Source organism: Coprobacter sp., from assembly GCF_982436375.1.
In genome coordinates, this window is sequence record NZ_CEWDCG010000061.1 from 1 (window position 1) to 14,765 (window position 14,765).

13 protein-coding genes are annotated in these 14,765 nt (G+C 42.0%); all 13 read right to left on the reverse strand.

The genetic code is table 11. From position 1 onward, the window contains the following. On the reverse strand, nucleotides 1-2,195 hold a 2,195-nt coding region (locus tag AC1WHX_RS05275), incomplete at its 3' end, for a hypothetical protein (RefSeq protein WP_481228939.1). Then, on the reverse strand, nucleotides 2,192-2,458 hold the full coding sequence (locus AC1WHX_RS05280) for a hypothetical protein (RefSeq protein ID WP_481228941.1): 267 nt from the start codon (nucleotides 2,456-2,458) through the stop codon (nucleotides 2,192-2,194). The genes AC1WHX_RS05275 and AC1WHX_RS05280, both read right to left, overlap by 4 nt. Before the next feature lie 18 nt (nucleotides 2,459-2,476). Then, nucleotides 2,477-3,784, reverse strand: coding sequence for a hypothetical protein (locus AC1WHX_RS05285; RefSeq protein ID WP_481228942.1), 1,308 nt, complete (start codon nucleotides 3,782-3,784; stop codon nucleotides 2,477-2,479). Between the two features lie 2 nt (nucleotides 3,785-3,786). Beyond that, nucleotides 3,787-4,986 (reverse strand): hypothetical protein, encoded by a 1,200-nt coding sequence (locus AC1WHX_RS05290; RefSeq protein ID WP_481228943.1) that lies wholly within the window; start codon nucleotides 4,984-4,986, stop codon nucleotides 3,787-3,789. Beyond that, a complete protein-coding gene (locus AC1WHX_RS05295) occupies nucleotides 4,973-5,182 on the reverse strand; it encodes a hypothetical protein (protein WP_418236251.1) in 210 nt (69 codons plus the stop codon). The genes AC1WHX_RS05290 and AC1WHX_RS05295 overlap by 14 nt, the downstream gene beginning before the upstream one ends. A gap of 54 nt (nucleotides 5,183-5,236) precedes the next feature. Continuing rightward, entirely contained in the window at nucleotides 5,237-7,342 is a 2,106-nt protein-coding gene (locus AC1WHX_RS05300) for a hypothetical protein (protein ID WP_418236250.1), read from the reverse strand. Nucleotides 7,343-7,353: 11 nt separating this feature from the next. After that, entirely contained in the window at nucleotides 7,354-11,493 is a 4,140-nt protein-coding gene (locus tag AC1WHX_RS05305; protein WP_481228945.1) for a hypothetical protein, read from the reverse strand. Between the two features lie 429 nt (nucleotides 11,494-11,922). Continuing rightward, nucleotides 11,923-12,084: a hypothetical protein gene (locus AC1WHX_RS05310; protein ID WP_195595872.1), complete on the reverse strand. Its 162-nt coding sequence runs from the start codon at nucleotides 12,082-12,084 to the stop codon at nucleotides 11,923-11,925. A 226-nt stretch (nucleotides 12,085-12,310) separates the two neighbouring features. Next, complete coding sequence (locus AC1WHX_RS05315) at nucleotides 12,311-12,715, reverse strand: hypothetical protein (RefSeq protein ID WP_418236247.1); 405 nt, start codon at nucleotides 12,713-12,715, stop codon at nucleotides 12,311-12,313. Between the two features lie 120 nt (nucleotides 12,716-12,835). After that, complete coding sequence (locus tag AC1WHX_RS05320; protein WP_195595873.1) at nucleotides 12,836-13,081, reverse strand: 5-formyltetrahydrofolate cyclo-ligase; 246 nt, start codon at nucleotides 13,079-13,081, stop codon at nucleotides 12,836-12,838. Further along, entirely contained in the window at nucleotides 13,078-13,311 is a 234-nt protein-coding gene (locus tag AC1WHX_RS05325; protein ID WP_418236246.1) for a hypothetical protein, read from the reverse strand. The genes AC1WHX_RS05320 and AC1WHX_RS05325 overlap by 4 nt, the downstream gene beginning before the upstream one ends. 184 nt (nucleotides 13,312-13,495) lie before the next feature. After that, on the reverse strand, nucleotides 13,496-13,822 hold the full coding sequence (locus AC1WHX_RS05330) for a hypothetical protein (RefSeq protein WP_481228947.1): 327 nt from the start codon (nucleotides 13,820-13,822) through the stop codon (nucleotides 13,496-13,498). A 241-nt stretch (nucleotides 13,823-14,063) separates the two neighbouring features. After that, the gene (locus AC1WHX_RS05335; RefSeq protein WP_481228948.1) at nucleotides 14,064-14,435 is read right to left on the reverse strand and encodes an HIRAN domain-containing protein; all 372 of its coding nucleotides are present in this window, start codon (nucleotides 14,433-14,435) and stop codon (nucleotides 14,064-14,066) included. Nucleotides 14,436-14,765 lie beyond the last annotated feature (330 nt).

Consider the following 14,765-nt stretch of genomic DNA (forward strand, 5'->3'; position numbering starts at 1 on the left):
ATAATATCATTATTATTATTATTTACAATCTTTTCTAATGTAAAAGCCCCCCATTTAGTTCCTTCGTCATAAACACGTTTTGATAAAAAAACTTTTGATGTATTTGTATAGTCGATATTTAACCACTTTCTTATCGCACAAACAGTATATCCTTTTTCTTTAGTAAGAACAGGGAAATTATCACATGTTCCAAAATCATCTACACCGTCAGATACTAATGCACCTTGATAGTCGGGGATTAATTCTATCGTTAGTCCAACAAATCCGGTCATATTATTTCTATCAACCATAAAACCATAATCTCTACTTTGGATTCCTTCAGAAGTTTTTATGCTTCCGGGCAAATCATAGATACCGTCAGCAACGATACTCATTCGCGTTGCGGAATTAGCATCATCCGCTTCTTTATACATATAAGTTAAAGTTCTTTCTTTAGGAAGATTTGAAACTTTAACTTTCATTCCGTTCAATGAAGTAACACCTGTTTGATTGTATACGATATAAGAAGATGCTAGTTCTTTCGTTACCTCAATCTTTTTATAAGTTTTAGATACAGAGTTATTATGTGTTTTAAGTGTGTCGAATTGATCACCATACAAACCATATCCACTTCCTTCACTAAAAGCAAAATTATGTAGCTGAATATCATGTCCATTACCGGATAGATCTTTTAATATATCCCTATCTTCATCTTCATTTGTTTTGTCATAAGTTCTATACGAGACGATCAAATTTTGTTTAATGTGATCAAATGAAAAATCTTCTCCGTTGTACTGACATGAGACTTTATAGTTGTGTTCTATTTCTTCATTCGTCAACTTTCTATTATATGTAAGGAAATCACGGATTTTAATCTTACAACCATATCTTGTTGGAGTACCATAAAAATTCCCTGCTCCGATACATAGATTATATACAAATTCGGGATTATTCACAAGACTTCCACCCCTCCCTATGTATATATTCAAAATGCCTTTTTCTAACGAGAAATCTTTTGTGTATAATTCACTTCCTAAATTAGACGAATTAAAATATCCATAATCATTTTGAGGTGAAATTTTGCCGTTATTGATACCACCGAAATTCGATCGATCATTCCCGATCATCGATGTCATGCTATAATAAGGAGATTGTTTTGTATTTACAATATCTTCACATACAAGAAGTACAGATTTTGCGGCAATATCAGTCCATCCGACATTGCTGTAATCATCTACTCCGTCATATTGAATATATCCGTCTCCGTAACCTGCATCGACTGTATATGCCATGTTATAGTTGGTAAGATCATTGCCATTGCCGGACAGATCAGGCAGAATGTTTTTGTTTTCGTCATCGTTGCTTCTTCCTCTCCCTGTATAGTAGCCGATCAGACCCTCCCGGATATAGTCTAATGCTTTCGATACTTTACATTGGGCTACCATGCGAGGCTTGACTTCGGCTGCATTAGTAGCGAAATAGGTTTGATTATCATAAGTTGAGATTACAGGTAAATCAAGCGGATATTCTGCCGGTTCTGCTAATTGATAGCTTACATAGACTTCATTTTCGCCCAACCACGCTGTTATTTCTTCTTTTGTCATATTAACCGTTGTAGGATAACGGAATATTCCCAGATAAGGAGAATTGTTATTAAGATTGATTGTTCCGACTCCGTTATTACCTTGTACGAAATGTGTACTTAATAATCCGTTTGGGGTACTTCCGTTAATCGGAGCTTTTGTCGGATAGAAATAACAGTCGCAAAAACCTTTATCGACATGATTACTTACTCCTGCGCAGGTGATTATACGATCGTTCTGTATCCGTTGTATCAGTTTCCATTCTTTTCCGTTATACACTACTTCGTCGTATATGCCGTTCACAGATCGAAGTATGCCGTCATGTCCCGCCTTTTTCATTGCAGCCTTGATGTTCAACATCTGGTAGTCGCTGCCTTCTTTGTCTGCCATGACTGACAAAAACAGCCCGGTGTCTCCCACCGATCGCATAGATACGGGATTCGCAGGGGTCGGTGTGTCACTCTGTTCCGTTCGTCCGTGTATCGACAGGGACATCAGTTTATTGTCGCCCGATTTCGTGTTCCAGATCGGAAAGGCTCGGCCGGAGGCCTCTACTTCCGGATGGTTCGTCCCGGAGGTTGAAACGTGACCAAGCCTCCCTAAATGTCCTAAGTTTCCTAATCCGTTCATCATCCCATTACATTTGCTGTTCCAGATATCTCTATCGAATACCCTTCATATACCGAAAAATATTCTGTCTGTCCGGACGGAAGGAGAACTCCGCTGCCGGTTTTATCTCCTCTATATTGCCAGAGCCGGCAGTCGGTAACGGCCGTTATCCGGATTATACGGCTTGCTCCTGACGGAAGTGTCCCGTCCGTGATGTCTTGGGCTGTTCCTATCGGCAATACCGGTACGGGATTGAGGTTCTTGTCTAAGGGCATGATATTGTTCATATTGTTATGGTTTTATCGTTATGGTAATGTTACTGCTATTTGGATTGGCATATCCGGTCTTATTTTCTCTATTATCATGGAGACGAGAGATTCCGGATTGGTAAAGGTTATTTTACCGGTTTCTCCGTCATTTTCTGTCGCAAAAACAAAATTCCCTGTATAGGTCGTATCTTCAACGGTATATTTATAATAGAACAGGTATCTTGTCCCCGTTGCAACATTCGTGATTATATCATTGAATGTGTTGTTTCCTAAAAACGGTATGGAGGTATCTGCATCGGTTATTTTTTCCGTACCAGCAGCGGTATTGAGATCGATATCTATGATTTCGATCGAGTCCAGTTTCCGCTTGTCCGACGAAGGCATCAGACCGTCATAGCTCTCCGTTACTGTTTTAAGAGTATTACTCCATGACGTCCAAATGCCGTCATTACCTTTACTCCGTTGCTCAACCCCGTTTACGGATAATCGGGTTTGCACTGTAAATATCGATCCAGTATCGACTCGAGTAACGGTCATCATATAACGGGTGTTGAACATATAGTTAGGATCTTTTACCAAATAAATACATCCGTTATCCGTAGCTAAATCGAGCTCTGACACATCAATCGCTTTTATTGCCGGTACGTTAGACAGGTCTGAAAGGGCAAGAGGTATCCGTTCCGGGTTTTCCTCCGGATCCAACAAGGTTATGAACGGCTCTCCTTCCGATGTGATGCCGATACTGCGGTTATTATCGGAATCGTCCCAAACCTTTAATGCTATAAAACGGCGGATGCCATCCGTTGCATCGGTATATTCCGATTCATAAATGCCGGCTTTCTCCTGAATTACTTTTTTTTCTACATTCGTCAGATCTACGGGCACAAAGGGGGATTCCCATTCGCTCCATGCCGAGTCGTCCGATTTTACCCTTACTGATACTTCGCCGGACGGGTCACCGAATAATTTCTGTGTATATGTTTTTTTCCCGTTTATCGTATTTACACTCATATCTACCAACAGCAGCAAATACGAGCTATCGGTTTTTTGCTTATCGATGACAATATAACTGCCGGAAGATGTGGTATTGTCTATTGCCGACTTGTTTATTACTTTTAGCGATTCCGGTACTGTCGTGATAAATTCCCTGAATGCTTCGGCGCTGCTGTCATAATCCGGTCCATAAAGAACCTTGACCAAGTCTTCATCCGTGACATTCGTTAGGTCTTTGTCGGCCTTATTTTTATCAACCAGTTCAAAGTTTTCATTAAAAGCATCGACCAGTTCCTGACCGGTACTCGGTGTTTGACCACCGGCATTACTTTGTATTTTTTTCAAATCCATATTTAAATAGTATTTATCGTATTATTTGTATAAACCAGCCCTGCAGCATTTATCCGACCACGGGCCAAAAACCACTCACCGGGATAAGTTTCCAAAATCCCGTCATCCGGATTCGGGGAATAAGATTGCTCCATATCGGCAAACTTGATTTTAAGCGGCACCGATACCGGCTCTTCAATTACGGCAGGAATCTTGAAATCTTCTGATGAGACAAGCACCTTGGACTTCAGTCCGGACGAATCGATCAAATAAATATCGTCCGAGGCGAGCATGTCCCGTAAGAACATCAGCTCGTCACGATCTTTAAATCCCGTTTCAGCGGTGATCAATACCATTCCTTGTTTTCTCTGGTTCGAAGCTGCATAATCCATTACATCCTGATCCCAATAGGAATATTCAAAACTCTCCTCCGAATCGAACTGAGTAGAAAGTTCCGCTTTCCCGGTCACTTCGAGTTGCTCATAACATCCGAAAGAATTACGAAAACGCAATAAATACCGGTTTGCCGACACGACCCCCGGAGTGAAAACCAAAATAAAACTCAATACTCCATTAAATAAGAACGACAAATACGCCGGCAGTTCATCAAAATCTGAAAAAAACTTCTTTCTTATTTCCGGTATATTGAGAGTATAAATTGCCAATTTTTTCGAACTCTGTACGATCGGACATGCATAAACATGATTGGTCGGACTGGCTATATGTATCTGCAAATCAGGAGATCCTAATATTTTCAAAGGGACAATCTCGGTTTCGCGCCACACTATGATTTTCCCGTTTGTCCGTGTCGTCAGAGCCGCATTACCCGACAGTTTATATTCAATATAATTATCAATAGGAGTATTCCGGGAAAAGAATTTGCTGACACCTCCCCAAACAGCAATATACTTACCTGAAAACAGTTCCGTCTCACCGTCGAATAATTCCGTCAATTTTATCTCATATTCACATTGCTGTTCCGAATCATCACAAAAAGAAATTTCGGTCATGTCCCGGTCTTTAACCGATACGATGGTTTGAAGAATATCCGAAATATCAATCTTTATACTTTTAAGAATATTATATACCGATTCATATATCACTTCTTCTCCATATATAACTTGCATACGGATACGAGCACCTCCTCCGGGCAAGTTAATCGATACCGGAATCGGATTATTGACCAGCGCATAAGCCGGAACTGTTACTTCAACTTGGGTCATATACAGGAATCGTTATATTATTTTGATACTGAAAAGAACAACGGACGTTCCGCTTTAGAAAAGCATCTCTTTCCCCGGAAGGAGTTGTTAAGAACCGGTACAGGTCTTCTGCTCCCTTATCCGCATTTCCGGGCAATGCCCGGAATGCCGGTAACAGTCTGGAACAGTTAATAATATTCGGTACGCTAACTTTCATATTCAACGGTTTTTATCACAAAATAAAATAGCGGATCACATATCTTAAAGGACATCAGATAAGCGAGACATAAACACCGGCATAATAATCTATTATATTATCCCGATAAAAAGGTCCGTTCCAAACAAAGTATGCATGCAGTTTATACTTTTTCAAAATTTCTACACCATTTTCATAATCAGCCTCAGTAGGTGCATTAAGATAATCAAAGTCATCAGCTCCAGGTTCTGTAACTATCTCATAATGCTCTACCCTGATGTCTTTTGCTGATTCCGGAAAATTATCTTCGTTTGATATATAATCTTCAAGAGCATCCGCAATATATTCTATCGAATCCCAGTAATAGAGTTGCGGAATCGGGTCAACAGGCTCATACTCATTGGAATCGTATGGTTGAAGTAAGGTAAGACTCCGAAGTTTCATGTTGATATCGCTATCCCCACCTTTTCCGACAATCTGGGTAAAGCTTTCCGGAAGAAAAGATTGCCCATCGATCAACAGTTTCCGGCTGAAATCCAAATTATATAAGGTTATTTTAGGAAGAATCAACGGCTGTGTTATCTCTTGGTTGGCATGCCTCATGAAATCCATATAATCACGAAAAAAATTCATAACCAATCCCGAACTACCCTGATAGACAAGATCTAACGAGAACTCATTTCCATTGATATTTACTCGGTTTCCGCTTCGGGGTTCGAAACTGAAAATAGAGCCGAAACAAGAGCCGCCATTATGCAACGCAAAACAGATAGACAAAGGTGCTCTCTCCTCACTTTCCGATTCTGTTTTCTTATCCGCACTAACATGCAACGACGTATTCAAGTTCAATTCCCCAGCATCCAAATAAGGGGCCGGATTATATTGAGTTATTGCGGATAAAATAGGCAAAGCGTTATCTGGACTTTTTATTTCTTCATATTCCAAATTCTCAATCCCAAGATCCCAATCAAAAAAAGGAGAAGATATCCGCTTATAGGTATCAAAAGGAGACTTAGAATAGAACTCTCCGGTTTCTTTTATACAAACATTGTTATATTTATAGGCCGGCACCGACGGATTAAACAAATCCCAAACAGACAAAGAAGTTATTATACCATTGCGGCTCTTTAGAAACTCACTATAAGTTTTTTTACTTGTCTCAGTAAGATCTCCCGTTTTGTTGCACCCGAACTTCAACTGTTTTCCCTTAGAAACACCGATTTCAGGATTTCCCGACTTGAAGAGCGAATAATCTTTCGACTCTGGAGATTGAAGAATATCCTTGATCAATTTTATCCGTACATTCTTTGTATTCGAATCGACAAAATACACGGCCCCGAATTTTCCCCAAACCATAGACAAAATATCCTCAATCGTACAGTCGGGCATCAGATCAGAATAGCGAATCTCACCGGCAACGATAGTGTCCCATGTATTGTTCAGCACGCAGATACTGCTAAGTTGAAAATCTTCCCGGAAAGGATTCTCTATTAAATTAAATCCCAAATATTTCCAAATCAACTGCAACAATACATGCAATTTTAGGAATGGAGATATCCCGTAACCTATAGGGACTTTTATATCCTTATATTCCGAATCGACTTTAACCGATATAAATCTATCGTCATTTCCTTTAAATTTTGTTTGACTCGTATCCAACTCATTCAAGATCATAAGATTCTTCCGTATTCCGGTATCCCCGTCTTTTTCAAAAGAAGTAACGACCGGAAAAATCCCGAAATCCGATTCATCGAACTTGGAACGGTCGATTAAAATTCCTTCCAGCATACCTAATATATACGATATACCCGTAGAGGGTAAAGGTGGATAAAAGACCGGCAATCCGGTCATATCCGCCAGCTTAGTTTTATTCATTTTCGAATACGCTTCACTCTCTCCGAATCCGATATTCGCTTCTATGTTTTCCCCTACGGCAGTCACATTCATTATACCTGATTTTATCAAAACACCGTCTCTTACTTCGACTTGTTCATCTCCGCTTACTTTATTGTACCTATCCAAACGGTTCGGGAAACCGAACAACCGAAGGTTCTTGGGTGTTTTCGGAAAATTTATTGAGACAGATTGTGTCCCTTTCATGTTGAATATGGGAGAAGTGTTATCGATCTCGATTTGCTTTTCTTTCAGGTCGAGTATCTCCCCGTTTTTAATAATTTGCATAAGAAACGTTTTTAGTATTTTCGGGTAAAAGGTTTTTCCGATACCTCTCTTCTTTTCTGTATCTTATCAAACTCGGTCAAGCTCCAGAATGAGCGTGCCTCTATCCCGTTCGATTTCAGATAAAGCAGCAGATCTCTCGTTTCCGATATTATCGCCGACAGATCGTCCGATTGCCGTTTGCCGCCGTATGTATAATCCGGATTCTGTCGGGCGGCAGAGCCGATAAATCCGCCGTTTTCAAACCCTGCCATACGCTGACGCATCAACAGATTCATATCGACGGTACGCACGGTTCCGCTCCTTTGGGCACTGTCTATCATATCGAGCAAAGGGCGGATCGTTGGATTCGATACGGCATCATTCGACGCTACCCACTCCCGGCTCTTACCGACCGGCCCGTCACCTACGATAACGGTAGGAGAACCGATATATCCCCGGCGTTTAGGATTCAAAACTGCCTTATATCTCTTTCCATCCTGCTCACGCTTCACATCGATATACCCTCCGCTTTCTCTCCCCGTCACTACCCTTTCCCCATAAAAAGAAGAAGAAGAAGAAGATGATGATGATGATGATGAAGTGTTAAGCTTCATATTTTTCACTTTATCCCGCTCTGCTTTCGCCGAGATAATCTGTGCCGCACCGGTCGCAGCTATAAACGCAGCAGCAATACTCCCCCCGATAGGACCCAATTGTGCGTATGCCTGCATTATGGCAACAGCCGTATCTGCTATAATCTGAGAGATTTTAATTGCAAAATTTACATCCGCATATTTTTTCTGTACATCTAACTTTTTCTGGGCTTTCTCGTTCTCGAGGCGCTCCACTTCTTCCGCATTTCCTTGTGCGGCTTCTATGGCAACATCATATTTGGCGTCTATCTGGTCAAGTTCTGCCTGCTGCATGGCTTCAACAGCATTGCTTGCCAGACCCGAATAAGTATCGAAATACCCTTTAGCCCGCTGTACCTGAAGCTGGGTTTTAGCCTGCTGATACTCTTCTTCTTTTAACAGTCCTTGAGCATATTGCTGCTCAAGCATATCCATTTGTAACTGGTATTCTTCCTGCATCGAAAATATCCCGTACTGTTGGCGGATATTCGCCCGTTCCTGTTCCCCCTTGAGCAAAATATTCGTCTTGGCCTGTTCGTATGCGGCATCTAACTCTGTCGTGTCGAGACCTTGCTTTTGGGCTTCAGCCTTGCGGGCTTTATAGACCGATTCAAGAAACTTCAATTGCGTGTCGGTCTCGTTTTCCTGGTTGGTCAGGTTAAACTGGTCTTTGAAGTCCTTCAGCAGAGAAGACATTTTTATTACCTGTTCGGCACGCTTGTCTTCTACCTGCTGTTCGGTTTTCAGCACCTCATTACTCGCCTCTCTCACAGTCTCCACTTTCAGCCTCCCGTTCTGCACCTCAAGATTGGTCAATTCGTTGAGATACTCCTTTTGCAAGGTCAGACGGGTTTTTAACTCTTCCTCTTCCAAGGCCAATATAACGACGTCATACTGTTCTTTCGTTATCTTCTGGTCGGCCAGTTGTTTGGTAAATTGCAGTTTCAGCTGACGATAGCCCTCCTCTTCCTGCGCCATCCGGTCGGCCCATTTCGCCTTTACATTATCAATTTCCGCCCGGTCTATCCGGTTATCGATGTCAATACCCTTCGATTCCGTATCCGATATTTGCCCGGCGATCGAATCTTTTTTTTTCGTATCTTTCTCCCTTTGGTAATACTCCTTGAGGATTTTCAGTTTCTCGTCAAGGAACTCCCGTTCGGCCTTGAGGTTTTGCAGGTTATACTCTTCGTCCGTGAGATTTTCCTTTTCCCGGTTCTGTTTGATAGACAAGAGGCGTGCCTTGTACGCATTGTCATTGGCCGATACATCTGCCGACATGGAGTCGGGAGATTTCGAGGCTTTCTTCTGCTCCACACCCAGACTCTGAAGCCGTTGTATCTCCTTATTGATAGACGCTATTTTTCTGTTCTTGGCCGCGATTTCCGCTTCGGTAGTCTCCGGCATCTTCTGGGCAAGTTCCAACAGATCCTTCTGTATCTGAACGAGAGATTTACTTTCCTTCTCAAGAACAGTACCACTGTCTCCACTTCCGGACTCTGCCGATTCTTTAGGAAGGAAAGGCGACAACTCATTTTTTATTTTCTGTATTTCCTCGGCTGCGGCATATACCTCCTGCACATAATCTTGTATCTCTCCGCTAAGCCCTAAAGGTGCGGACGATTTAGGAAAATACTTTTTCAACACATTTCTTATGACATCAGACCATGCGTTTTCCACCCTTTTACCTTCGGCTACATACTGATCACCAAGCCGTACGATATAATTGATTACCTCTTCCCGTTGGAAATCGGGCATAGCCGACAATTCATCACGTATATCATTTATCTGTTTGGTTTTATTCTCCAAAGATTTGCTCTCGATGTCGTTTGCCTTTTCGTTCAATGTCTTCAAGGCGATATTCTCTCTCAGCTTCCGGTTTATAAGGTCGTATGCCGTTTTTATCTCTTCCAAGGTGGAATGTTCTGTGAGCAGGTTGGGCAAATAGTCTTTGTATTGTTTGTTGATTACATCGATGATATCTTTCTTTTCCTTGGTTTTATCGGCCGCATTCTTCAGTGCGTTGAACAGCTTGTCAAGTTCTCTTTTCTCAGTAAGCATTTCGGAGGTAAAATCGTTCATGGCCGCCTTTGCCTCGTTTGTCCTTGTACAGAGCTTATATATCCCATAGGTAGCAGCTGTGACAGCCATCGTTATAGCCGTAATCGGATTCAATCCCAATGTCAGTAGAAAACTTCTCATGGCTGTTGTCGCTTTCTTGATATTTCCGGTCAACAACGCTTTAGCGGCAGCCAAGGCATATTCGGCGGCAATGGAGGCACGTACTTGAACTTCTTCCAATGCTTGCAGAGCCATCTCTTTTTTGCTTACCACCATAGATTGGGTATTGACGGCAATCAAGGTTTTCTTTATCGCTATATATGCTCCGATGACAGCGATCAATTCACCGATCGCCGCCCGGTTCTTCACTACCCAGCCGGTAGCTTCCAGAATACCTGTTTTGAACGAGCCGAAAGTCGCATCAAGGTTTTGTTTGAGAGGAAGAAGGGTTTCTCCCAATTTCATCTGGGCGTTCTGCAGCTTCACCGTACGTTGAGCCATTTTATCGGCCTCCGATATATAGCTCCCGCCCGCCTCGGCGAGCTGCTTATCCACGATAGAGGCGACTGCGGACATGAAGTCGCCCGTCTTTGCCATCTGCTCGTTTATCTCGGCGGCCGACAATCCGAGGTTGTCGAGTATCAGCACCGACTTCCGCCCCAGACCGGTAACGATGGAGTTGGTCATATACTCGACCGACTGTCCGGTCTGCTGCGCCTTGAGCTGGGCAAATTCGAGATACTTGCCGAGATCTTCCAACGGTATTCTGAAGTCTTTCGCCATATTAGCGGCTTTCATCAGTTCAAGATCGTTTACCGTCCCCTTGGTCGCCTTGCGCAGGTTATCGAGCAGATCGGGACGGTCCAACGCCTCGAACGCACGGGTCACCCCGTCGGCGGCCGCCGCCATATTGACGCCCTCGGCAACGAGGTCTTTCATGCCGGAAACCATGCTCCAAAGCCAATTTGTAACTTGTGTAAGTACATTTCCTGCAAGAGTTGCCCACATCCCTTTATTTAATATGGTACCTCCCAATGATTTCTCCGCCTGTTTACCCGCCTTTTTGAGTTCGTCCATTTTGGAGCGGGTCTCGGTAAGTTCTTTTTGCAGCTTGTTCCACTCTTCGGGATGCAGGTTGCGTGAGGTGCGGTTCATCTGGCTCTCCAAGTCCTGCGCCCGCCTTCGGAGCTGCGACATGGAGAGGTTGGCGAGTCCCATCTGGTTCTCGAGCCGTTTTATCTGTTCCCGGTTCGCCTTCAGGGTATTGTTGTTCTCACGGAGTACGCCGTTCAGGTTGCGGTATTCGTCCGATTCCTTCTTTCCGGCGGCTTCCAACTGGCGCATCTCTTTCTGTACGCCCTTGTTCGCCTCCTGCAACTCCTTGTTTACTTTTATCAGGCTGTTTATCTCCTTCTCGGCCGCCGAGGCGTCGAGGGTGAGTATCCATTTGATCTGGTCTTCTGTCAGTCGTGATGCCATACAGGTACTTTTTTACGGTAAAAGTACCCATGGTTACCGGGGATGTAAAGGACAGGTCGGTCTTATAAGGAATGAAGTAAGAATTTCGTTAAGGGTATTCCGATAATCGGGGTAAGAAAAAACGATAACAAGAATGCGAATACCCGGTCAAATTTTTCCCACTTGCCGGTAAACAGCCAAACACAGAGCTAATTGAAAAGTAGCCAAAGTAATTCCATAGTTGTAATTTTTTATTGATAACGGGTTAATGCCAAAAACGGCTCAAAATTTTCGTTAAGGGTATTCCAATAATCGGAGTGACAAGGCAAGATAACCCAAATGCGAATACCCGGTCAAATTTTTCCCACTTGCCGGTAAACAGCCAGACGCAGAGCAAATTGAAAAGTATCCAAAGTAATATCATAGTTCTAATTTTTTATTGATAACGGGTTAAGGCCAGAGATAGCTACATAGTTTTTTTGCTAAAGGTATTCCGATAATCGGTGTAAGAAAAATCGAGAATGCAAATGCAAGCATTCGGTCAAGCAGTTCCCACTTGCCGGTAAACAGCCAAACACAGAGCAAATTGAAAAGTAGCCAAAGTAATCCCATAGTTCTAATTTTTTATCGTTCAATACCACGCTTCATTTATATCCCATTTTCATTAAGGGAATCCCCAAGAGAGGAGACACACCTAAAGAAATTATAAACGTTGCTACTTTCATTTCCATTGGCCACCCTTTAGTATAAAGGGGAACGAAAATCAAAGACAATATAAAATTGATGCAGAACCACATTGTTATAATTTTATATTAACAAATGTAATAAATATAATATATTAATCCAAATTCTTGGGTGATGATTCATTCAAGTCTTCCCGTATGCTCTGTTTTATATTCTCGGACAGTCCGTATTTCAAAGTGGGCAAGGTCTCTTTATACAATATGCCCCATACTGCCCGGTTATAAATTTTCAACTTTTTAAAAGAACCTTTTCCGTTCCGGCTATAATAAATGTCGAGAAACCGTATTCCTACCAATGTGCTCATATAAAACACAGGTTGCATACCTCCCGATGTGACTATCCGCCCCGACTGCGAGGATAAGAATGAGACTATGGCGTCTTCTTTTTCCCCGTGCAAAACTTTAGAAATCTCTTCTTGTTGTGTCGCATATATCCGTCTTATATCCCGGCTCACTGTCCGGTGTATAAACTCTTTTTTGATCATCTCTTCGGTTACCATCTCTTTTTTCCGGTGAAATTAAGATTCGCAACCGGTATGGAAAAGGACGGGAATTGGCTTACCATTGACTTCAGTTACCGCCATAATGACAGTAACTGAAGTATAAAAATCTCTTTCGATTTATTTCTCAATCAATATCCATTTGAATTGCAATCCGATTGTACCGGGAACGGCTACGAATCGGAAGCCGGCGGACTTCATCAGATCATAAACTTCGGAGGCCGAAATATCCACTCCCGGATTGATCTTATTTATCGCTGCACAAATCTCTTCGGTCGATAGCCGGTGCGTCGACTCTTCAACCGTCCTCGCAGGCACATAGCGCTCTGTGATCGCCTGCTTATAATCGCTCATTTCCTTTTTCATGGCTTCTCTGTTTCTGACGTTAAGAACGGTTTCAGTTGTCTCTTCAGGGACGATAACAGCATCAGCGTAGCCTTGACATCTAAGTAATCGTCTATACCTTCCCAATTGAGCAGTATCTGTTCGCAGATGCAGTCCAGATCGGCGAGCGTTCCGTGCTCGCGCCATTCCTTGATGACGGCCATCATCTCAGGGGTGAAGCCGAGGCTTCCGACATTTACAGATTCTTTCATGACCGGCCTCCTTCCCTGATGATAAAGGTCTCGAATCGCCCGTGAAGGCACGCCTCCACCTTGCCCGATAACAGTCCGTCTTGACGGTGAAACTTAAAGCCCAGTATACGGGTGCTCTTGGGGAGTGTCGCCAGCAGATCGCTGACGGTCAATGTTCTTGTTTTTTCCATTTCTACACAGCATTTTAAAATGAAACAATAAATTGATTACATGACGGGAAAGAAACAAAAAAAAGTTCCGCTCCCCGTTGCTGTACACCTGATAAGGGCAGTGGGTGCATTAACACTCCACACGGGACGGAACTATATCGAAAGCCATAGGCATAAAAAATGCCCGCAGCAAATATGGCGAGCCTTCTCGCCCTTATCAAATGTACAGCACTGCAAATATGAGAAACATATTTGAAATAAACAAGGAAAGAATTAGATAAATTTTTAAAGCCCAATATACGGGCACTCTTGGGGAGTGTCGCCAGCAGATCGCTAACGGTCAGTGTTCTTGTTTTTTTCATACTATGATGATGTTTTAGCGTTTAGGCAGAAAAACGGCTGCCATTTCCCGTTCGCTAAAACATCATCATAGTCGCTGCCGGAGCAGTAAATATAATATAGGAAATGCAGCCGTATAGCTATAACATGGGCATAAAAAAAGCCCGCAATAAATTCGAGCAATTAACCGCTGCTCTACGGCATCGATTCACGATGATGTTTTAGCTACTGCAAATATGAGAAATATATTTGAAAACAACAAATTCAATATGTAATTTTTATATCAATAAACGGAGATGAAGACCCTTCTCTCACTTCTTCAACGGTTACTTTGTAGTCTGGATATTTTTCAATAAAAGCCAAAACATCTTCACATAAATAAGAAGGAATATATCCGATATGAAATCCGTCATAAGTTTCTATCTTGATAGCATTATTATCATACGGATTTTCCGGTTCAGGCTCTAAATATAAATTTTCTTTATATCCTAAAAATTCAACTCTTTTTTTCTCTTTCGGAGTGCGATAAAAAGTTCCTGCAACTTGACATTCAATACATTCTTTAGCCGTCTGAGATTCAGGATTTTCTTTTCTTTGTTTCTCAAAATATTCATATGCATCCTGACGTTTTTTCAAACTATTTTGTTTTTTAACATCATTCCGCCTATTTATAATTATTGCATACACAATAATAAAACCTATACAAATAATAAAGAATATAACCATAACGTTCGGTATTAGAATGGCGAATCCCCTATAAAAGAGTGCCCCCACCGGTATAGTTTCCGGAATCCGGTTATTTACGGATTACACTCTCTTATAGAGGATTCATGTTTAACTATATCGGGGGGCTACAAATATGTGAAGTATATTTGAAAAAGGCAATGGAAAAAGCTATTTTTGTAAAAAAGAGAAAAAAATGAATAAAAAATACTACACACAAAATAGCAAATAAAAAAGATAGCC

What these genes read in the sequence shown, in the direction of transcription:
- AC1WHX_RS05280 (WP_481228941.1), bottom strand. Translation starts at nt 2,458, where the DNA reads ATGAACAATATCATGCCCTTAGACAAGAACCTCAATCCCGTACCGGTA.
- AC1WHX_RS05285 (WP_481228942.1), bottom strand. Translation starts at nt 3,784, where the DNA reads ATGGATTTGAAAAAAATACAAAGTAATGCCGGTGGTCAAACACCGAGT.
- AC1WHX_RS05290 (WP_481228943.1), bottom strand. Translation starts at nt 4,986, where the DNA reads ATGACCCAAGTTGAAGTAACAGTTCCGGCTTATGCGCTGGTCAATAAT.
- AC1WHX_RS05295 (WP_418236251.1), bottom strand. Translation starts at nt 5,182, where the DNA reads ATGAAAGTTAGCGTACCGAATATTATTAACTGTTCCAGACTGTTACCG.
- AC1WHX_RS05300 (WP_418236250.1), bottom strand. Translation starts at nt 7,342, where the DNA reads ATGCAAATTATTAAAAACGGGGAGATACTCGACCTGAAAGAAAAGCAA.
- AC1WHX_RS05305 (WP_481228945.1), bottom strand. Translation starts at nt 11,493, where the DNA reads ATGGCATCACGACTGACAGAAGACCAGATCAAATGGATACTCACCCTC.
- AC1WHX_RS05310 (WP_195595872.1), bottom strand. Translation starts at nt 12,084, where the DNA reads ATGGGATTACTTTGGCTACTTTTCAATTTGCTCTGTGTTTGGCTGTTT.
- AC1WHX_RS05315 (WP_418236247.1), bottom strand. Translation starts at nt 12,715, where the DNA reads ATGGTAACCGAAGAGATGATCAAAAAAGAGTTTATACACCGGACAGTG.
- AC1WHX_RS05320 (WP_195595873.1), bottom strand. Translation starts at nt 13,081, where the DNA reads ATGAAAAAGGAAATGAGCGATTATAAGCAGGCGATCACAGAGCGCTAT.
- AC1WHX_RS05325 (WP_418236246.1), bottom strand. Translation starts at nt 13,311, where the DNA reads ATGAAAGAATCTGTAAATGTCGGAAGCCTCGGCTTCACCCCTGAGATG.
- AC1WHX_RS05330 (WP_481228947.1), bottom strand. Translation starts at nt 13,822, where the DNA reads ATGAAAAAAACAAGAACACTGACCGTTAGCGATCTGCTGGCGACACTC.